The following is an 18099-nucleotide window of genomic DNA, read 5'->3' on the forward strand; positions in this document are numbered from 1 at the left end:
GCATGGAGACAGCACGATGCGGGGCGATCCCATCCAGCGAGCGATCGACGAAGACCTGGTGCGCGTGCTGTATGCACAAGACGCCATGGCGTTCTTCACGCATTGGTTTGCGATCGCGGTGCTTGTGTCCATCTACTGGGACGACATGCCGTATCCGCAGCGCTTCTTCGCCTGCTTTGCGTTCTATGCGGTAGCGAACTGCGCCTCGCTGGGGCTGTGGCTATGGCGCCGCCGCCGGCCGGACGCGCTCACCGCGCGCAACTGGATCAGGCTGCACGCGTTGCGCGGCGTGCTGCTGTACAGCGCACCGGGCCTCGCGATCTGGTTCGCGTTTCATAGCCACCAGGCCGATCTGCCGGTGCTGCACACCGTCATGCTGGTGACGCTGGCGGCAGGCGTGTTCATGTCGAACGGTTTCGACGTGCTCAACTTCTCGACCGGCATCATCTTCGTCCTGCTGCCGGCTATCGTGCTGCTGTTCGGCAGCCATAACTTCGACCGCACCATTCTCGCGATCGTCCTCGCGTTCTTCTTTTGCGCCATCAACATCTATTCGGTGAGCTATCGCAAGCTGTTCCAGCGGGTCGTGCAGGCGCGCGTCGATCAGCAGCAGCTGGCGGAATCGCTGGCCGAGCAAAAGCAGGTCGCCGAAGAGGCGAGTCTCGCCAAGACCCGCTTTTTTGCCGCGGCGAGCCACGATCTGCGTCAGCCGCTGCATGCCATCGGCCTGCTCGCGGCCTCGCTCAACGACGCTTCCGTGACCCCCGCGCAGCACGGCAAGACCGCGGCGCACATCGTCAACAACGTCGAAGCGCTCAACCAGTTGTTCAATCAGGTGCTCGATCTGGCGCGGCTCGAAAGCGGCGTCACCCAGGTGATCCGGCTGCATTTCCGGCTCGATGAACTGTTCGAGCGGGTCGGCAGCCAGTACCGGCCGCAGGCGGCGGCGAAGGGGCTGGCGCTGCGCATCGCGCCCACCACGATGGTGGTGCACGACGATCCGGTGCTGCTCGAACGGGTGCTGAGCAACCTGCTCTCGAATGCGGTGCGCTATACCGAGGACGGCGCGATCTGGCTGGGCCTGCGGCGCGCCGGCCGGCGCGGCGGCGGCTATATCGAGGTGCGCGATTCCGGCATCGGCATTCCCGCGGCCGAGCAGGAGCGCATCTTCGAGGAGTTCTATCAGGTCGCCAATCCGCAGCGCGACGCGCGCCAGGGGCATGGCCTCGGCCTGCCGACCGTCAAGCGGCTGGTTGGCCTGCTGGGCGGCGAATTGGCTTTGCGCTCGGCGCCGGGGCGCGGCTCGGTGTTCCGCTTTTCGGTTCAGGCCGGCGACCCGGACGGGATTGTGGCGAGCCTGAGCGACGCGGTGGTGGGCGGGCCGTCGGCGCAGGGACGGCACGTACTGTGCATCGACGATGACCCCTCGATTCTCGAAGGACTGACGAGTCTGCTTGGACGTTGGGGCTGTGTGGCGCAGGGCGTGCGCGATGAAGCGCTGGCACTGCGGGCGCTCGCCGAGGGCTTCGTGCCGGACGCGGTGCTATGCGACTACCAGTTGGCGAACCACCGCACCGGCGCGCAGGCGCTAAGCGCGGTGCGCGACGCGCTGCAGCGCAACGGACACGAAGGCGCCGTGATGCTGCTGATTACCGGCGATATGGCCTCGGGCGAACTGGCTATGCTCGCGACCCAGGGGATTCCGGTGCTGCACAAGCCGGTCACGCCGGCGCGCCTGCGGCGCACGCTGGAGACGCTGTGGCAGCAGGCGCAACGCGACGGCGCCAGGGCGACGGCGTAGCCCGCCCTAAAGCGTCTTCCCGGCTTCGAGCCAGCCGTTGATGACCGCAATCGCGGTGGAGCGGTTGTGAACGCCAAGCGCCCGAAAGATCACCGACAGATGCACCTTGACGGTCCCCTCCGCGACACCCAGCTCGCGCGCAATCATCTTGTTGGTCCAGCCGCGGTGCACCAGCCGCATGATGTCCTGTTGCCGCGGCGAAAGATTCTCCAGCAGATGCTGCTGATGCGGCTGCAGCGCGGTGACCTGGACAAGCGGTTCGGTCAATGAGGGGGCGGCGGTCGCGGTCGCTGCGCTGGCGCTGGCCGTGCCGGCCGGCGCGTTTTGCGCCGCGGCTTCACGCGTGCCGAGCAGGCTCAATGCTTCCATCGGCACATACGCGCCGCCGGACAGCACGAGCTCGATCGCCTTCAGCATGACGCTGGCGGGCTGGCGTTTCGGCACGAAGCCGAGCGCGCCGGCCGCGAGGACCGCACGCATTTCATCGGGCGACTCTTCGGCGGAAAGCACCACCACAGGCAAGGCCGGATGCTCTTTGAGGAGAATTTCGAGGGATGCCGCGCCACTCATGCCGGGCATGTGCAGATCGACGATCGCCAGATCGTGATCGGCGTCGGGCCGCGCGGCGGCGGCGAGCGACTCCCAGGTGTCGGCCTCGTCGAACTGCGCGTCCGGGTCGAGTCCGCGTAGCAATCCCTTGACGCCCTGGCGGATCAGTTCATGGTCGTCGGCCACTAGAAACTTCATGATGTCTCCGCGTGTCGGCACTGCGCGTTAATATTTTCCACCGTTATTCCGCCGATGCCGGACGCGGATGGCGCGTCCCCCGTCCTGCGCCATCCGTCCCGTCAGGCCGCCTGGCCAAGCGTGGCCTTCTCTACCCCGTGCCTTCCTGACTGCAAGGCTTATGTTCTAACGTTGCGTTGCTGGTGCTTCACCACCCGATGTCGCGATCATATGCTTGATCGGCGTCTACGGGTGTCTCTCAGGGCGCTCGGGCGGCGTCTTCGGCTCCTGTACGGATCCCCCGCGCAGCAGCAAACGGTGCCGGTGCCGGCGGCGAGGAAGTTTCCTGCGCTGCCGGCGGGACGGCCCGGTCGTGCGTTGTCTGGCACGCCGGTTCGCATCCCTTCACCTGACGACCGGATTGGCTGCGGCCTGCTACATAGACGTGCATGTTCGCCCGATTTTAAAGCACCGGATGTGAGGTTTAACAATTGCGTCCGCCTTGCCGTCCCCCGGATGGCCGCGTGACCACGTGACCACGTGACCACGTGACGGCATGACCGGCGGCCGTCCGTCACCGCACGGCGAAGAGCGTCAGGTTCATGAGAATCTTGAAAGCGAAGCCGAGCGACATGGCGCCCCCCACGCCGACGCACCACAGCGCGATAAACCAGACCCAGCCGGGCAGCGCGCGCCGCATGGGCGCGGCGGGCGGCTGCTGCGGCTTAGTGATAGTGATGTTGGTCGTCATGGCTCACCTTGCCGCGAAATACCCAGTAACCCAGCGTCGTATAGGTCAGGATGATGGGAATGATCACCGCGGCGCCCGCCAGCGTGAACATCTGGCTCGAACGCGGCGCGGCCGCTTGCCAGAGGGTCATGCTGGACGGAATCGCATACGGCCACAGGCTCACCAGCAGGCCCAGATAGCCGATCAGCACGAGCGCAAGCGCCAGCACGAAAGGCGTCTTGTGATGCCGCTCGCGCACCGCCCGGCGCATGAAGAACGCACACACCGCGACGAGGAACGGCACGGGCAGCAGACGGTAGAACAGACCCGACGCAAACCAGCGCTGCGCGATATTGGGGTCTTGCAGCGGCGTCCACAGGCTGACCATGGCGATGAAGGCGAGCAGGACGACGGTCAGCGGCCACACGACCCGATGCAGGCGGCGCTGCAGATCGCCTTCGGTTTTGGCGACCAGCCAGCAGCAGCCGAGCAGCGCATACGTGACGACGAGTCCAAGACCTGTCAATAGGCTGAACGGCGTGAGCCAGTCGAAGGCGCTGCCCGCATAGCTGCCGTCGACGACCGGAATGCCCTGCAGGAACGACCCCAGCACGATACCCTGGAAGAACGCCGCACCGGCCGAGCCGCCGATAAACGCCAGATCCCACAGATGTTTGGTGCGGTTCGCCTTGGCGCGCAGTTCGAACGACACGCCCCGGAAGATCAGGCAGGCGAGCATGAAAATCAGCGGCAGATACAGCGCCGACAACACGGTCGAGTAGACCACCGGGAACACCGCGAACAGCCCGGCGCCGCCGAGTACCAGCCAGGTCTCGTTGCCGTCCCAGACGGGCGCGACGGTGTTCATCATCAGATTGCGCTCTTTCTCATCGGGAAAGAACGGAAACACGATGCCGATGCCCAGATCGAAGCCGTCGAGCACCACATACATGAAGAGGCCCAGCGCGATGATCGCGGCCCACACTACGGTGACATCCATTTTCTAACCTCGGTACGGTGTGATTCAGGCTGCGTCGATCAGTTGATCGGCGGCCGGCATGGGGCGGCGTGCGGGTGTGCCAGGCGAGTGAGCGGGTACGCCATGCGGCGTCTGGCCGGGCAACGCCGGACCCGAGCGCATCAGCTTGAGCATGTAGTAGATGCCGGTCCCGAACACGAGGAAGTAGACGATCACGAAGGCCATCAGCGAGATGCCCACCTGCTGCGTGGTGAGCGGCGACACCGCCTGCGAGGTGCGCATGACGCCGTACACGACCCATGGCTGGCGACCGGCTTCCGTGGTCACCCAACCGGCCAGCAGCGTGATGAAACCGCTCGGGCCCATCGCGACCGCGAGCTTTTGAAACCACTTCGCGTCATACAGCTTGCCGCGCCGGCGCAGCACCCAGGCGGTGATCGACATCACGATCATCAGCACGCCGAGCCCTGCCATCACGCGGAAGCTCCAGAACACGATGGTCGAATCCGGCCGGTCCTCAGGCGGGAATTCCTTCAGGCCGCGAATCTCGCCGTTCCAGCTGTGTGTGAGAATCAGGCTGCCCAGATGCGGGATCGAGATTGCATCGCGCGTGGTCTCGGCCTTCATGTCGGGAATGCCGAACAGGTTGAGCGCCGTGCCGCCTTTCTCGGTGTTCCACAGGCCTTCGATGGCTGCGATCTTGGCCGGCTGGTACTTGCGGGTGTTCAGGCCGTGCTGGTCGCCGACGAAGGCCTGGATCGGCGTGAGGATCAACAGCAGCCACAGCGCCATGGAAAACATCTTCTTCACGGCCGGGTCGCGGCGGCCCTTGAGCAGATGCCACGCACCCACGGCGGCCACCACCAGCGCTGCGACGATAAATGCAGCCAGCGCCATATGCGCGAGCCGGTACGGGAACGAGGGGTTGAAGACGATCTTGAACCAGTCGAGCGGCACGACATGGCCGTTTTCGACAGCAAAGCCTTGCGGCGTCTGCATCCAGCTATTGGAGGCGAGGATCCAGAAGGTGGAGATCAGCGTGCCGACGGCGACCATCAGCGTGGCGCCGAAATGCGCGCGCGGACCCACGCGCTGCCAGCCGAACAGCATGATGCCGAGAAAGCCCGCTTCGAGGAAGAAGGCGGTCATGACCTCGTACATCAGCAGCGGCCCGGTGATCGGACCGGCGAAACGGGAGAAGCCCGACCAGTTGGTGCCGAACTCGTAGCTCATCACGACGCCGGAAACGACGCCCATGCCGAAAGCCACTGCAAAGATCTTCGACCAGAACAGACACAGATCTTTGTAGTAGGCCTTACCGGTTTTGAGCCAGCGCCATTCGAGCACCGCGATGAAGCTGGCGAGTCCGATGCTCAGGGCGGGAAAGACGATATGAAACGAGACCGTGAACGCGAACTGAATGCGCGCCAGGTCAAATGCGGAAATTGTCGAAGCGGGGTTCATAGCGCTAATGCCGGAAAACAGCCTACGCGCGTCGACCGTTGTCGGTGCGCACTGCAGTGTGTGCAGATCGCGCAAGAGTAGGGGAATGCGCAGTATTTTGCTGCATCGCGACGTGCGTCGAAAAGCCGCGCAGAAACTGCTGATGTGACGATTTAAAGATACTAAATCGTTGATCAGTATCAAGTTTTTGTCGAAGCGCCGCACATGATGATGCGGCACTCGAAATGAAAACTGCGTCAATACACCGCGCTGCAGCAGACGCTGCCAGGCGCGGTTGGTTTAGATCAGGCGATGGTAATGACGAGCTTCTTGCCGCATGCGGCGGCGTATTTACGCAAGGTTTCGATGGACGGCGAATGCTGACCCGACTCCAGCGCGCGCTCGAGCCGCGTCACGGCCGGCGCGTGGGTGCCCATGCGTTCGGCGACCTGCGCCTGGCTCAACCCGGCGGCGTGACGTGCCGCGAGCATCTGGTCGAGCACGGCGTATTCTTCGCGATTCAGCCGTTCTACTTCCGCGCGGACTTCAGGGTCCGCGAGGGCCAATTTCCGCAATTCCTTATACGTTGCCACGTTTGACCTCCAGCAATCTTGTACGAGCCACTTCCAGTTCGTTTCGCGGCGTGTCTTGCGACTTCTTCACGAAGGCGTGAAGCATGACGACACGACAGTCCACGACCGAGCAATAGAACACTCTGGCAATTCCCTCTGCTCCTTTCAACCGCATCTCGAAGAGACCGTTGCCCATGGATTGGGTATGCGGTTCCCCGAGATTCGGACCGTATTGCTCCATTCGATCGGCCAGCGTGATGAAGCGCGCCAGCAATGTCTTGGGCAACGAAGCCACCTGGGTTTTGACCTTCTCACTATAAAAGTCGATCTCAAATGCCATTGGAATCCATCATAACAAATATGTTACCGTCAAGCAAGCCCCTCTTCTGGCCGATCGAATCATTTTCGCGGCGGCATCTGCGTGGAATCTGGAGATGCCAGCCGCGTCGTGAGCGTGGATCAGGAGCGGGGAAGGCGAGGCGCCTTTGCTACCGGAGGAGAAACTCAGGATAACGGAATGAATTCGTTCCGGGCATCGGCCGAATGGCTAGCTTTGGGAGGCGTCAGGCGGCCTCGGAGTGGGGGACGACGCAGGATGGCGTCCTACGCGATGGTAAGAAGTGTTTGAATCTGTAAATTGACATTTGGTGCCGACGATATGAGTCGGCACTCGCAGGCCCGTGCGATGCGGGTGTGCCTTGAAGCAGGCTTTCCTCGGACGTAAGGACTACCTGCTGCGCCGTTACAAACGCAGTTTTTGCATCTTGAGGGGCGCTCAGGCAACGGATATTGTCGGGGCTCTCGTGTGATCGACCCCGACACGCGAGTGTGGTCTCGCGGCGTCCCGCTTCAATGCGGTGACGCCGTCTTTTTTTGCATGCAGCGCCAGCGCGTGTCCGCGCCAGGCGCAATCGCATGCAGCGATGGCCGCCCTAGGCTTCGCTCCAAAGCTTGCCACCCGTTGCCCAGTTTTCGCGCTTCACGTCGGTCAGGATGATCTCGACCGAGTTCGGCTCGACGCCGAGCGAGTCGCAGGTCGCTTTCGTGATGGCTTCGACAAATTTGCGCTTCTGCTCGAGCGTGCGTCCTTCGAACAGTTCGACATGAAACGTAGGCATGGGGAATTCTCCGTGAATGAAGTTGATGGTCAATGGGGTGTCGAGAACGAATGCAAGCGCACGCAAGCGCGCGCGTCAGTTGCGATACGAGCCGTCGATGCGATCCAGCTTGCGCAACAGCGCAGGCCATTCCAGCGCGCCTTCCACGGCGCCGCCGTCATACAGTTGCTCGGCCGTGCGGTCCGCCACCGCGGCACACGGCAGCACCAGCTCCATGCCGCCGGCTTGCGCCTGCAACTGGATTTCACAGGCCTTGATCAGCGTTGCCATCAGCACGTAGGCTTCCGCGACCGTACGGCCGGCAGTCAGCGTGCCGTGATTGCGCAGCAGCATGGCGGACTTGTCGCCGAGATGGGCCACGAGCCGTTCGCCTTCTGCCGGGCTGAACGCCAGCCCCTCGTACTCGTGATAGGCGAGCTGTCGATGAAAACGCAGCGCGTGCTGCGATGCCGGCAACAAGCCAGCCGGCTGCAGTGAAACCGCGATGCCGGCCGTGTTGTGCAGATGCATGACGCAGAACGCGTCGGCGCGGGCCGCATGCACGGCCGCATGCAAAGCGAAACCGGTGGCGTTGACCGGATGCTCGCTGACCCCGACGATGTGGCCGGCAATATCGATCTTCACCAGGTTGGAGGCGCAGACTTCGTCGAAGGCGAGGCCGAACGGATTGATCAGAAAGTGGCCCGGCTCGTCGGGGACGCTCGCGGAGATGTGCGTATAGACGAGGTCGTCCCAGCCGTTTAACGCGGCGAGCCGATAGGCGGCGGCCAGACCGACGCGGGTCTGCTGTTCCGCGGCGGACAATGGGCCCGCCGCGGCGATGCGTCCGGCGGGCGTGTGAGTGAACGACATGATGTCTTCGATCCCATCCATGGGTTGCGGGTAAAACGGCCGTTACCTGACGGCTAACCGGTGCGCGTGACCGAGCGCGGCGGCCGTCGCGAGTGGGCTGGCTTGAGCAGGGTGCGCGCGCGCTTGCCGTGCTGCCAGCGGCGCGCCAGTGCCTGCACGCTCCACGTCGCGGCCACGAACGGCGCCGTCATGGCCGGCAATCCGTAGTGCGACGTCAACTGTTGCAGAACGATCACCAGCAGGATTGCCCCGAGCGCCGCGATCCAGCCGGCTTCGGCGAGCGCGAGCGCCGTCAGCGCGCCGTTGAATCCTAGCAGGCCTGCGTCAAACGAGGCAGGGCTCGCGCCGAGCAGCAGATGCGCCGCGCTGGTGATACTTGCGCCTGCCAGCGCCCACGCTGCCAGCCGGTACGACGACGCAGCGATGCCGGCCAGCACCAGCACGCCCGCTATCGCGCCCGCTGCAAAGCCTGTCTGCGCGAGTCCCGCAAGCACGCCGTCCGGGATGCGGGAAAAGGCGGCGAGGTGGGCGGGTCCAGGTGGCGCTGCACCGGGTTTGAGCAACGGCAGCCACAGCCAGGTGACGATCAGGCAAGGGCTCGAATAGACGCTTGGCGCGCCTCGCGTGCGCAGCCAGCGTGACCACGGCTCGATGCCCCAGCCCGTGACGAGGCTCGCGAGAATCGCCACTGCGGCGGCGGTGGCGTCGTCGGCAATGAAGGTGAATGCGGCGAGTCCTGCCAGGGCGCCGTTGAAGCCGTGCAGTCCGTCGCGCGTATCGGCTTCGCAGTGGCCGGCCAGCACCGCGCCGATATTGGCCGCCACGGCGCCGCTCAGCGCCGCGCAGGCGAGACGCGGGTCGCTGACGAGCCATGCCGCGACGAGGCATGCGCCGGTGAAGGCGTTGCGCTGCAGGACGATCTGACCGAGACTGCGCAACAGCGTGCGCAGCGCGGCGGATTCTGCTGGATGGGATGCTGCGTGCATGGTGGCGAGGCAGTGCGACGGAGTGGCGATGTGGCTCAGTGGAGGGGCCGCGTGCCGCGAAGGCGTTGCGGTTGATGCTTTGCGAACCGCGAGCATAGGGCAGCCGCGTCGCGCCCGTCATCCCGGCGCGATGATAGTGGCTATTTGCGATGCGCGTTGCGTGGACAGCGCACACCGCCCGGTCTTGCTACGATAGTTCTCCGGCACGCGCGGCCTCGTGCGCAGACGCTTGCGAACCCGTGCCCGCCGCGCCGATCCTCAAGGAGGCAAAACCATGCGTGAAGTACGTTGGACATCGGAAGAGGGCGACGGCATCGAACACCTGGCGTTCGATGCGCGCGACGAAGGGTTCTTCGCGGAGAGCGTCGTGGTCGGGCAGCGCTATGGGAAGGCTTACGGCCTGTACTACCGGGTGCGCTGCGATCCGCGCTGGCATGTCACCTACGCCTTCCTCAAGATCACGGGCGGCGGCGAACTGGAGCTGCACGGCGACGGCGAGGGTCATTGGCGCGACGGCCAGGGCGGCACGCTCGCTGCGATAGAAGGTTGTATCGACATCGATATCGCGGCGACGCCGTTTACCAACACGCTGCCCATCCGCCGTCTGCAACTGGCCGAAGGCGAGCGCCGGCCGATCGAGGTGGCGTACATCTCGACACCGGATCTGCAGGTCACACGCGTCGAGCAAGCCTACTCGTGCATCGCCTTGAACCGCGAATATCGTTATGAAGGGATCTTTCGCCACTTCAGCGCCAACCTGACCGTGGACGAAGACGGCCTGGTGATCGACTACCCCACGCTGTTCACGCGCTTGCCGCGAACGCGCTGACGCCGTTCACCCTCGCAAGCGGCGGATGCTGAGCGGCGAAGCGGTCGATCCGCGCAGCAATGCCCGCGGGATCGCGCAGCACGACCCAGTGGCCGGCGTCGATCGGCTCGCGCGTATAGTCGCCGAGCCAGTGTTCGAGCCCGAGCGAGAGCGCCGGCCCCACGTAATGATCGCGCAAGGGCACGATGAATTGCACCGGCGCATGGGCTCGGTGTGCACGGGGATGAAACAGGCGGTCGATGAAGTTGGCCCGGTACAGGTTCAGACCGTTGAGGCCATTGCGTAGCTGGGCGGGGTCGCGTTCAACGCGAACATGCTCGGAGAAGCGCAACCACAGGGGCCAGCCACGCGCGACGCCGCCACGCCATGCGAGCTCCGGCAAGAGCGGCAGATGAAACAGATAGATGTACCAGGACTTCAGCGCTTGCCTTAGACCGTTCGCGATTCGCCGCGCGGCGGGTTGCCCGGAGGACGCTCCGCCGTGGCCGCGCAGGCCGAGCGCGGCATGGTCGAGACACGGGCCGGAGATCGACGTGTACGACGCAATGCGGCCTTCGAACGCCGCGCTCGTGACGGCCTCCCAGCTCTGGATCGACCCCCAGTCGTGGCCGACCAGATGAAACGCTTCGCCACCGCAGGTCGCATCGGCGACGGCGGCGAGATCGGCGGCGAGCCGCTCGAGACGATAGCCGGCCCGGCGAGGCGGCGCCTCCGAGGCGCCGGCGCCACGTACATCGTAGGTAATCACGCGGTAGCGCCGGTCTAGTTGCGCCCGCAACGGTTCCCACACCGCAGCCGAATCCGGATAGCCATGCACCAGCACCAGCGGTGGTGCTTCGCGCGGCCCGCTGACGTACACCGCGAGGCGTACGTCGCCGGCGTCGACGACCAGCGCGTCGCGTATCACGCGGCCGCCCGCACGCCGCGGCGGCTTGCTTTCAGCGCGGCCGGATTGGCGGCGTTGGCCGAATCGACCGCGGCGACGAGACCGTCGATACGCGCCAGTTGCGCACGATTGTCGTGATCCCACGGATGGTAGCTCGGCTTGAAAAAACGCAGCCATTCCATGGCGATGCCCGGAAACACGCCGTGCCTCGGTCCGTAGAGGAACTTGACGACCCGCCCCATGCCGCGCAGATGACCGCCGCGTTTGCGATCGGCGATCAGGAGGCGTACGTGGTAGTCGAACACAATCAGCCAGAACACCAGCGTGACGGTCAGCATGGTGCCGGTGCGCAGCAGGTAGCGGCCGAGACCGGGCTTGACCACGGTGTTCCACACATCGAACGAGACCGCTTTATGCTCGGTCTCTTCGAGCGCATGCCAGGTCCACATCTGCGCGTAGCCTTCCACCGATCCGCCCACGCGCGTGTCGTCCTCCAGCAGCAGGCCGGCCAGCATGGCCGTGTAGTGTTCGAGCGCGACGGTCATCGCCAGTTGAAACGACTTCGGCATCTTGCGATTGAGGTTGAGGAACATCGCGAGACGCCGGTCGAGTTTGTGCGCAGGCAGCCCGGCGTTCTGCAGCAGATCGTTGTACTCGATGTGCTCGCGGGTGTGCATCGCTTCCTGGCCGATGAAGCCGAGCACCTGCTTTTTCAGCACCGGATCGTGGATGCGGTCGCGATAGTTGCGCACGCTGTCCATGAAAAAGCGCTCGCCGGCGGGAAACAGCAGCGAGAGCGCGTTGAAAAAGTGCGTCACGTGTGAACCCTGCTGATGCCAGTCGCAGGCACGCTCAGGGGGTAAAGCGAAACGAAGGTCGCGGCGAACAGGCATCATGGCCTTTCTCCTTATGGTGCTTTGGGATTACGCGCGCCGTCCGGCAGCCTCGGCCGCGCGGGCGCGCTTGTGCGCGATGCGATGCATGCGGCGCGTCTGCATCACCACCAGCGCCTGGTAGGCAGCCGGCAGCGTGCGGGCGAGCCAGTCGGCGGCCCGCGCATCGCGGCCGATCAGCACGCGCCGGCGGTTCTTGCGCACGCCGTCGAGAATCACGCGGGCGGCTTCGTCGGGCGTGGTGATGAAGAACTTTTCGAAATCGTCCTTGCCTTGCTGTTCGCTCTCGATCATGAAGCCCACCATGTTCGAGGCGATCCGGCTCGATTGCGCGATGCCGGTGTGGATGCCGCCCGGATGCACGCAGGTGGCCGACACGCCGCATTTCATCAGGTCGAGCTCCTGACGCAGCGCCTCGGTGAAACCGCGCACGGCGTACTTGGTGGCGTTGTAGCCGCTCATGCCAGGTTGTGCGAAGAGACCGAACACGCTCGACGTATTGACGATGTGCCCTGCGCCCGATGCCTTGAGATACGGCAGGAACGCCTTGGTGCCATGCACGACACCCCAGAAGTTGATGCCGACGATCCATTCGAGATCGGCGTAGTCCATGCCTTCGATCGTGCTCGACAGCGCCACCCCCGCGTTGTTGAACACGAGGTTGACGCGATCGTGCTGGGCCGCGGTTTCGGCGGCCCAATCGAACATGGCCGCGCGATCCGCCACGTCGAGCACACGCGTCGTCACGCGCAGCGGAGCGCCGACAATCTGCGGCGCTTCGGCCTGTGCGAGCCTGGCCGTTTCGGCGAGGCTCGTGGCGTTACGGTCCGCGAGCGCGAGGTGGCAGCCTTCGCGCGCCAACTGGATGGCGAGCGAGCGGCCCATGCCCGAACCTGCTCCGGTAATCGCGGCAACCCGGTCTGTGAAACTCTTCATTGCGTTCCTCCTATTCCTCTCTGAGCGGTGCCTTGTTGTTTTTTCTGTGTGTGAAACGGTGAGGCCGGTGTGATCGAATGCATGTTGATGAGCGTGCCTGCCACGTCTCAAGTCGCTTCCGCTGACGACGGTGCGCTCGCGCCGCTTTGCATGACCGCGGCGGCATGCACGTGCGGCGCGCTGTTCGGCTGCACCTCGGGCGTATAGGCGAAGTAGTCACCCATGCTGAAGGTGCTGGTGGCCTGGCGGAAACGGAATGCAAAGCCGGGCCACAACGTGGTGTTCTTGCCGGTCTTCGGATCGAGATACCAGCTCTTGCAGCCGCCGGTGGACCAGATCGCGCGGCCGAGCTTTTGCTGGATCTGCTCGTTGTAGGCGCGCTCGACCTGCGGACGCACTTCGATCGCCGCGGTGCGTTCGGTCTTCATGGTCTGCAGGGCGCGCAGGATGTACTCCACTTGCGACTCGATCATGTACACCATCGAGTTGTGGCCAAGACCGGTGTTCGGGCCGACGATCATGAAGAAGTTCGGATAACCAGGCAGCGCGGTGCCGAGGTAAGCATGCGCGCCGTCGCGCCAGGTATCGACGATATCGACGCCGCCTTTGCCGCGCACCACACCGCGCGGGAACGGGTCCGCCACCTGGAAGCCGGTGCCGAAGATCACGCAGTCGGCAGGATGGCGCACGCCGTCGGCCGTGACCACGGCATCTTCTTCGATTCGCGCAATCCCGCTCGTGACGACGGCGACGTTCTGGCGCGACAGGGCAGGGAAGTAGTCGTTCGAAATCAGGATGCGCTTGCAGCCCATCGTGTAGTCGGGCGTGAGCGTGGCGCGCAATTGCGGGTCGGCCACCTGACGGCGCAGATGACGCACCGCGATCTTTTGCGCGGTCTTCATCAGCGAAGGATGCACGGCAAAACCGAAGGCTCGCGATTCCAGCATGCAATAGAGGCCCGCGCGCATGATCTTCTGGGTGAACGGCAGATGCCGGAACAACCACTGTTCGAGCGGCTTCACCGCGCGGTCGGCCTTCGGCATGATCCACGGCGGGGTGCGCTGGAACAGATCCAGTTGCGCGACGCGCGGAGCGATCTGCGGCACGAACTGGATCGCGCTCGCACCGGTGCCGATCACGGCGACGCGCTTGCCTTCGAGCGAATAGCTGTGGTCCCACTGCTGCGAGTGGAAGGTCTTGCCCTTGAAGCCGGCGAGACCGGGAATGTCCGGCAGCGCCGCCCGCGACAGGCCGCCCATGCCCGACACCAGCACGCGCGCGGACCACTGCTGGCCGTTGGCGAACAGCATCTGCCAGCGATGGCGCGTCTCGTCATAGGTTGCGCTGACCAGTTCGTGCCCGAAGCGGATATGGCGCGCGACGCCGAAGCGCTGCGTGCACGCTTCCAGATAAGCGCGGATCTCCGGCTGGCGCGCGAACATGCGGGTCCAGCGCGGATTGGGCGCGAAGGAAAACGAATAAACGTGCGATTGCACGTCGCAGGCGCAGCCTGGGTAATGGTTGTCGCGCCAGGTGCCGCCGACCGAGTCGGCCTTTTCGGCGACCATGAAGTCGGTCATGCCGGCCTGGCGGAGCCGGATGGCCATGCCGAGCCCGGCAAAGCCCGAGCCGATAATCGCGACCTCGGTCTCGAGGGGCGCCAACGCGTCGGGAGGCATGGTGCGTGCGTTCATCCGATCCGTCTCCTTTTATTCACTCTTAACTGTGACATTGAGTGATGTAACAATAGAGGCTGAGATCGAATCGCGCAAGCGGCGGTTTAGATTGCGGACTCTATGGGGGCGGGCGGCGAGCGCCGCGGGGATGAGGCTGGAGGGGACGGATAAAAGCGGCCGGATACCTCCGGCCGCTTCCTTTACTGCGTGATGGCGCGTGGCGCCGCAGTTGTGCGAACCGGCGCCAGTTCGCTCGCTTCGCTGCTCTGCACGATATGCAGTTCCCGCGTGCGCACCGGCAAGCCGCATTGCGCTTCGTTGAGCGCCTGGCGCACCTGGCGCGCGAGGTCCCAGCGCATATCCCAGAACACGTCGATATTCGCCCATACGCGGACGTTGAGCACCACCGTGCTGTCGTCGAAGCGGCTCACCATCACTTGCGGTGCGGGCTTCGGCAGCGCGCGCGGGTCGGCGGCGGCGAGGCTGCGCAGGGCGGCCAGCGCGCGATCGACGTCGTCGCGCACCGAGATTTCCACTTCCAGATCCAGACGGCGGGTCGGATTGCGGTTGTAATTGCGGATCGAATTGCTCCACAGCGCGCTGTTCGGCACGTATTCGCAGATGCCGTCGGATTTGGTGAGACGCGTGGTGAACAGGCTGATTTCTTCGACCGTACCCGCTACGGTACCCGTGCCGGCTTCGATCGAATCACCCACCTTGAAGGGCCGCAGCAGCAACAGCATGATGCCGGCCGCGATGTTCTGCATGGTGCCTTGCAGCGCGAGACCGATGGCGAGACCGGCGGCGCCGAGCACGGCGACGATGCTCGCCGTCTGAATGCCCAGTTGCGACAGCGCCCCGATGATGGCGACCACGCGAATGCCCCACAGGCTGGTGTCGCACAGGACAGGGCGCAGCGTGGCGTCCATGCGCGACTGCCGGGTGAGCAGACGGTTGAGCGAGCGCGAGACGCGGCGCGCGACCCACCAGCCGACCATGAGGATCAGCGCAGCGGCGCACAGGTGCATCGTGATGGTGGTGAGTCCATCCCAGAGGAAAGTCCACTGGTTCGGATGGATCTCGGCGAGAAGATTCTGCATGGCCTTGACGGTCCTTGTTTTCTGGCGACGGCGCGCAGCGCGCCGCGCGGTGGTTCAAAAGAGGCAATGGGTGCCGGCGCGCCTGCACAGGGCAAGCGCTATGCCGCGTAGGCAGGGCAACCCGAGAAACGACGCTGTGAAGCGTGCGGAGAAGGGACCGGTTCAAAAAGGGAAAGTTCTACCGGTACACGCTTTTTGACAGTTCGACTGAGCGGAAGGTGAGCGGCGGGACGCACATCATACGGGATGTGCGTGGGCGGGCGTGGCGCTGTCGGCTTGCGATGCGCGCTCCGTTTTTCACTTCATGTCGTACGCGGTTTCGTACTCCACGGCATGCTTACTTTGCCGCGAGGCTCGCTGCGACATCGCGGTTTTGCCAGACATTGTCGCGGACCGTGATCTTTTGCGGAATCAGATGCGCGCCGTAGAAAGCATCCGCGACGTTTTGCTGGGACTGGACGATCTCGTCGGTCACGGCGGTGGTGCCGTACGGGTAGCGGCGTACCCAGGTCTCGACCAGCTTTACATCGAGGCCCACCTTCGGGGCGATCAGCGCCGCGGTTTCGTCCGGATGCTGGTTGACCCACAGGCCCGTGGTGCGCAACTGGCCGAGCAGCGCGCCGATCACATCGGGATGTTGCTGGGCGAAGTCGCGGGTGGCCTCATAGAAGCTGTGCGCGGTGTTGACGTTCGAATAGTCCGCCAGCGTGCGCGCCTTCAGCGTTTGCTGGGCGGCCGCATAGTAAGGATCCCAGATCACCCAGGCGTCGACGTCGCCGTTCTCGAATGCGGCGCGGGCGTCCGCAGGCGCCAGGTAGACCGGACGAATGTCCTCATAGCGCAAGCCCGCCTTTTGCAGGACCTCGAGCAGCAAAAAGTTCGAACTCGAGCCTTTTTGCAACGCGACGCGCTTGCCCTTCAGATCGGCGATCGTATTCAGCGACGAGCCGGGCTTGACGATGACCGCCTCGGTATGACGCCCCTCCGGTTCCGCCCCCACGTACACGAAGTTGACGCCGCCCGCCTGCGCGAACACCGGCGGTGGCGCACCCGTATAGCCGAAGTCGATGCCGTTGGCGTTCAATGCTTCGAGCAGTTGCGGGCCGGCCGGAAACTCGAACCATTTCACGCTGTAGCCGAGCGGCTTGAGCTTCTGTTCGAGCGAGCCTTGCGCTTTGAGGATCGCGAGCAAGCCGGCTTTCTGATAGCCGATGCGCAGGACCTTGCCCGATGCATCGCCGGTATCCTGAGCGAAGCTGTTGCCGGCGCCGAGCAGCGTCAAGGTGGTGAGCGCGGCCAGCGCGGTCAACGCGCGCATCTTGCTTCGTGTGTCGCGGCGTGAGCGGGGGTTCGGATTGCGTGTCATTCGAGAATCTCCATGCGTGCGGTCGATGCAGCAGCGGGGCTCGTTCATGCCACCCGTCCAGGCTCGGACGTCCTGGTGTGGCGTATGTCGGCGCTGCTGTAATGACGTTGCTGCTGCGGTAAAAGGATCGTCGCATGGACGTGCCGTCGCGCAAACCAAGCAATGGAGATTTGGATATGACGCGCACGCAGGAGCGGCTGCGGCGCGCGCGATGGAAAAGACCGCGGTGAACGAGCGTGTAGAACGTCTACCGTGCTGACTTTTTGGCCTTGGCTTTTTCTGCGCCGGCGTGGCCTGCCGCTTTGGCGTCGCCATCGGACGACGCGGGCGGCAGTGTGTGCTCCTCATGCGTGCTGCCGAGCTTTTCCATGATGCCCGCGACGCGGTCGCCGAGATAGTCGCCGGAGGCTTCTTCGAGCGCGCGGTTCATCTCGCTTTCGACCAGCACCATCGCGAGCGGCCTGACCCGCCAGATTGCCTCGACCAGCGCCGGCACATCGGCGGGCGGCGGCAGCGCGCCGGCGTCGTAGCGGTCGAGCTGGCGCACGACCAGATCGACCATCGCCTTGGCGACGGCGTTGAAATGCGGACGCGAGATCCGCACGGCGTCGAGCAGGTCGGCGAGCGGGATGCCTTCGTGCGCCATCGTGGCGCCCGCTGACAGCGCCGCAGGACTATTGGCGACGAACGACAGGCCCTTGCGTTCGAGCAAGCCCAGCTCGACCGCTTTGGACAAGGCGCTGGGCGAGGCCTTGTCGCCGAACATCTGCAGCAGTTCGAGCAGCGAGTACTTCTTCGGCCGCTCGCGCGACCAGCGGCTGCCGATGGCCGTCTCTAGACCGAGAATCGAGCGCAGGTCGTGGCCTTCGTCGACGGCCTTGATCAGGTCCTGGATGTTGGCGAGCGTATAGCCGCGCGCCAGCAGGTGATTGATGAGCTTCAGCCGCGAGACGTGGGTATCGTCGTACACGCCGACCCGGCCGCGCTTTTCGGGCGGCGCAAGCAGGCCGCGGTCCTGATAGGCGCGCACGTTGCGCACGGTGCTGTCCGTCACCCGTGCGAGTTCGTCGACGGTGTATTCGTTGCGCGGCGCGGCGGGCGCTGGGGACGGAGAGGGGGGCGTTTTCGGCATGGGGGGATTTTAACGCGGGGGCGGGGCATGGCGGCGCGACTCGCAATTCATGCCGCGCTGTTCCGGCGTCGTGT

Annotated in this window: 18 protein-coding genes; 2 read left to right on the top strand and 16 right to left on the bottom strand. The window is 64.6% G+C overall.

Annotation, left to right across the window (positions count from 1 at the left end):
• Nucleotides 1-16: 16 nt before the first annotated feature.
• Nucleotides 17-1801, top strand: a complete 1785-nt coding sequence (locus P3T42_RS16210) for a hybrid sensor histidine kinase/response regulator (RefSeq protein ID WP_074295773.1) — start codon at nt 17-19, stop codon at nt 1799-1801.
• Between the two features lie 6 nt (nt 1802-1807).
• On the opposite strand, the gene P3T42_RS16215 is transcribed toward P3T42_RS16210, so the two are convergent.
• The 9 genes from P3T42_RS16215 to P3T42_RS16255 all read right to left on the bottom strand — a co-directional run bounded on the left by P3T42_RS16215 (nt 1808) and on the right by P3T42_RS16255 (nt 9207).
• Nucleotides 1808-2548: a response regulator transcription factor gene (locus P3T42_RS16215; protein WP_074295772.1), complete on the bottom strand. Its 741-nt coding sequence runs from the start codon at nt 2546-2548 to the stop codon at nt 1808-1810.
• A 553-nt stretch (nt 2549-3101) separates the two neighbouring features.
• Nucleotides 3102-3278 carry a hypothetical protein gene (locus P3T42_RS16220; protein ID WP_429306603.1) on the bottom strand — a complete coding sequence of 59 codons (177 nt, stop codon included), beginning with the start codon at nt 3276-3278 and terminating at the stop codon, nt 3102-3104.
• Complete coding sequence (gene cydB / locus P3T42_RS16225) at nt 3253-4257, bottom strand: cytochrome d ubiquinol oxidase subunit II (protein WP_074295771.1); 1005 nt, start codon at nt 4255-4257, stop codon at nt 3253-3255. Before cydB ends, P3T42_RS16220 begins: the two co-directional genes overlap by 26 nt.
• A gap of 24 nt (nt 4258-4281) precedes the next feature.
• A complete protein-coding gene (locus P3T42_RS16230) occupies nt 4282-5700 on the bottom strand; it encodes a cytochrome ubiquinol oxidase subunit I (RefSeq protein WP_429306604.1) in 1419 nt (472 codons plus the stop codon).
• A 284-nt stretch (nt 5701-5984) separates the two neighbouring features.
• On the bottom strand, nt 5985-6272 hold the full coding sequence (locus P3T42_RS16235; RefSeq protein WP_074295769.1) for a helix-turn-helix domain-containing protein: 288 nt from the start codon (nt 6270-6272) through the stop codon (nt 5985-5987).
• Complete coding sequence (locus P3T42_RS16240; protein ID WP_429306605.1) at nt 6259-6591, bottom strand: type II toxin-antitoxin system RelE/ParE family toxin; 333 nt, start codon at nt 6589-6591, stop codon at nt 6259-6261. Before P3T42_RS16240 ends, P3T42_RS16235 begins: the two co-directional genes overlap by 14 nt.
• Before the next feature lie 592 nt (nt 6592-7183).
• Entirely contained in the window at nt 7184-7369 is a 186-nt protein-coding gene (locus P3T42_RS16245) for a 4-oxalocrotonate tautomerase (protein ID WP_429306606.1), read from the bottom strand.
• 75 nt (nt 7370-7444) lie between these two features.
• Complete coding sequence (locus P3T42_RS16250; protein ID WP_429306786.1) at nt 7445-8224, bottom strand: class II aldolase/adducin family protein; 780 nt, start codon at nt 8222-8224, stop codon at nt 7445-7447.
• Nucleotides 8225-8274: 50 nt separating this feature from the next.
• Nucleotides 8275-9207 (bottom strand): urea transporter, encoded by a 933-nt coding sequence (locus P3T42_RS16255; RefSeq protein WP_429306607.1) that lies wholly within the window; start codon nt 9205-9207, stop codon nt 8275-8277.
• A 274-nt stretch (nt 9208-9481) separates the two neighbouring features.
• Here P3T42_RS16255 and P3T42_RS16260 point away from each other — a divergent pair, with 274 nt between their 5' ends.
• Complete coding sequence (locus P3T42_RS16260) at nt 9482-10036, top strand: putative glycolipid-binding domain-containing protein (protein ID WP_429306608.1); 555 nt, start codon at nt 9482-9484, stop codon at nt 10034-10036.
• Here P3T42_RS16260 and P3T42_RS16265 read toward each other — a convergent pair.
• From P3T42_RS16265 to P3T42_RS16295, 7 genes are all read right to left on the bottom strand, one after another.
• The gene (locus tag P3T42_RS16265) at nt 10011-10943 is read right to left on the bottom strand and encodes an alpha/beta fold hydrolase (RefSeq protein WP_429306609.1); all 933 of its coding nucleotides are present in this window, start codon (nt 10941-10943) and stop codon (nt 10011-10013) included. The two genes, P3T42_RS16260 and P3T42_RS16265, sit on opposite strands and share 26 nt — an antisense overlap.
• On the bottom strand, nt 10940-11818 hold the full coding sequence (locus tag P3T42_RS16270) for a metal-dependent hydrolase (protein WP_429306610.1): 879 nt from the start codon (nt 11816-11818) through the stop codon (nt 10940-10942). Before P3T42_RS16270 ends, P3T42_RS16265 begins: the two co-directional genes overlap by 4 nt.
• 27 nt (nt 11819-11845) lie before the next feature.
• On the bottom strand, nt 11846-12751 hold the full coding sequence (locus tag P3T42_RS16275) for an SDR family NAD(P)-dependent oxidoreductase (protein ID WP_429306611.1): 906 nt from the start codon (nt 12749-12751) through the stop codon (nt 11846-11848).
• Between the two features lie 107 nt (nt 12752-12858).
• On the bottom strand, nt 12859-14445 hold the full coding sequence (locus P3T42_RS16280; RefSeq protein WP_429306612.1) for a flavin-containing monooxygenase: 1587 nt from the start codon (nt 14443-14445) through the stop codon (nt 12859-12861).
• A 182-nt stretch (nt 14446-14627) separates the two neighbouring features.
• Complete coding sequence (locus tag P3T42_RS16285; RefSeq protein WP_429306613.1) at nt 14628-15527, bottom strand: mechanosensitive ion channel family protein; 900 nt, start codon at nt 15525-15527, stop codon at nt 14628-14630.
• 337 nt (nt 15528-15864) lie between these two features.
• Nucleotides 15865-16845: a sulfonate ABC transporter substrate-binding protein gene (locus P3T42_RS16290; protein ID WP_143788372.1), complete on the bottom strand. Its 981-nt coding sequence runs from the start codon at nt 16843-16845 to the stop codon at nt 15865-15867.
• 295 nt (nt 16846-17140) lie between these two features.
• Nucleotides 17141-18025, bottom strand: coding sequence for a MerR family transcriptional regulator (locus tag P3T42_RS16295; protein ID WP_429306614.1), 885 nt, complete (start codon nt 18023-18025; stop codon nt 17141-17143).
• Nucleotides 18026-18099 lie beyond the last annotated feature (74 nt).

Origin of the sequence: Paraburkholderia sp. GAS38 (assembly GCF_050434965.1) — a bacterium.
In the GTDB taxonomy this organism is placed as follows: Bacteria; Pseudomonadota; Gammaproteobacteria; order Burkholderiales; family Burkholderiaceae; genus Paraburkholderia; species Paraburkholderia phenazinium_A.

Coding starts and splice junctions, on each gene's coding strand:
- P3T42_RS16210 (WP_074295773.1), top strand. CDS start 17: ATGCGGGGCGATCCCATCCAGCGAGCGATCGACGAAGACCTGGTGCGC.
- P3T42_RS16215 (WP_074295772.1), bottom strand. CDS start 2,548: ATGAAGTTTCTAGTGGCCGACGACCATGAACTGATCCGCCAGGGCGTC.
- P3T42_RS16220 (WP_429306603.1), bottom strand. CDS start 3,278: ATGACGACCAACATCACTATCACTAAGCCGCAGCAGCCGCCCGCCGCG.
- cydB (WP_074295771.1), bottom strand. CDS start 4,257: ATGGATGTCACCGTAGTGTGGGCCGCGATCATCGCGCTGGGCCTCTTC.
- P3T42_RS16230 (WP_429306604.1), bottom strand. CDS start 5,700: ATGAACCCCGCTTCGACAATTTCCGCATTTGACCTGGCGCGCATTCAG.
- P3T42_RS16240 (WP_429306605.1), bottom strand. CDS start 6,591: ATGGCATTTGAGATCGACTTTTATAGTGAGAAGGTCAAAACCCAGGTG.
- P3T42_RS16245 (WP_429306606.1), bottom strand. CDS start 7,369: ATGCCTACGTTTCATGTCGAACTGTTCGAAGGACGCACGCTCGAGCAG.
- P3T42_RS16255 (WP_429306607.1), bottom strand. CDS start 9,207: ATGCACGCAGCATCCCATCCAGCAGAATCCGCCGCGCTGCGCACGCTG.
- P3T42_RS16260 (WP_429306608.1), top strand. CDS start 9,482: ATGCGTGAAGTACGTTGGACATCGGAAGAGGGCGACGGCATCGAACAC.
- P3T42_RS16270 (WP_429306610.1), bottom strand. CDS start 11,818: ATGATGCCTGTTCGCCGCGACCTTCGTTTCGCTTTACCCCCTGAGCGT.
- P3T42_RS16275 (WP_429306611.1), bottom strand. CDS start 12,751: ATGAAGAGTTTCACAGACCGGGTTGCCGCGATTACCGGAGCAGGTTCG.
- P3T42_RS16280 (WP_429306612.1), bottom strand. CDS start 14,445: ATGAACGCACGCACCATGCCTCCCGACGCGTTGGCGCCCCTCGAGACC.
- P3T42_RS16285 (WP_429306613.1), bottom strand. CDS start 15,527: ATGCAGAATCTTCTCGCCGAGATCCATCCGAACCAGTGGACTTTCCTC.
- P3T42_RS16290 (WP_143788372.1), bottom strand. CDS start 16,845: ATGCGCGCGTTGACCGCGCTGGCCGCGCTCACCACCTTGACGCTGCTC.
- P3T42_RS16295 (WP_429306614.1), bottom strand. CDS start 18,025: ATGCCGAAAACGCCCCCCTCTCCGTCCCCAGCGCCCGCCGCGCCGCGC.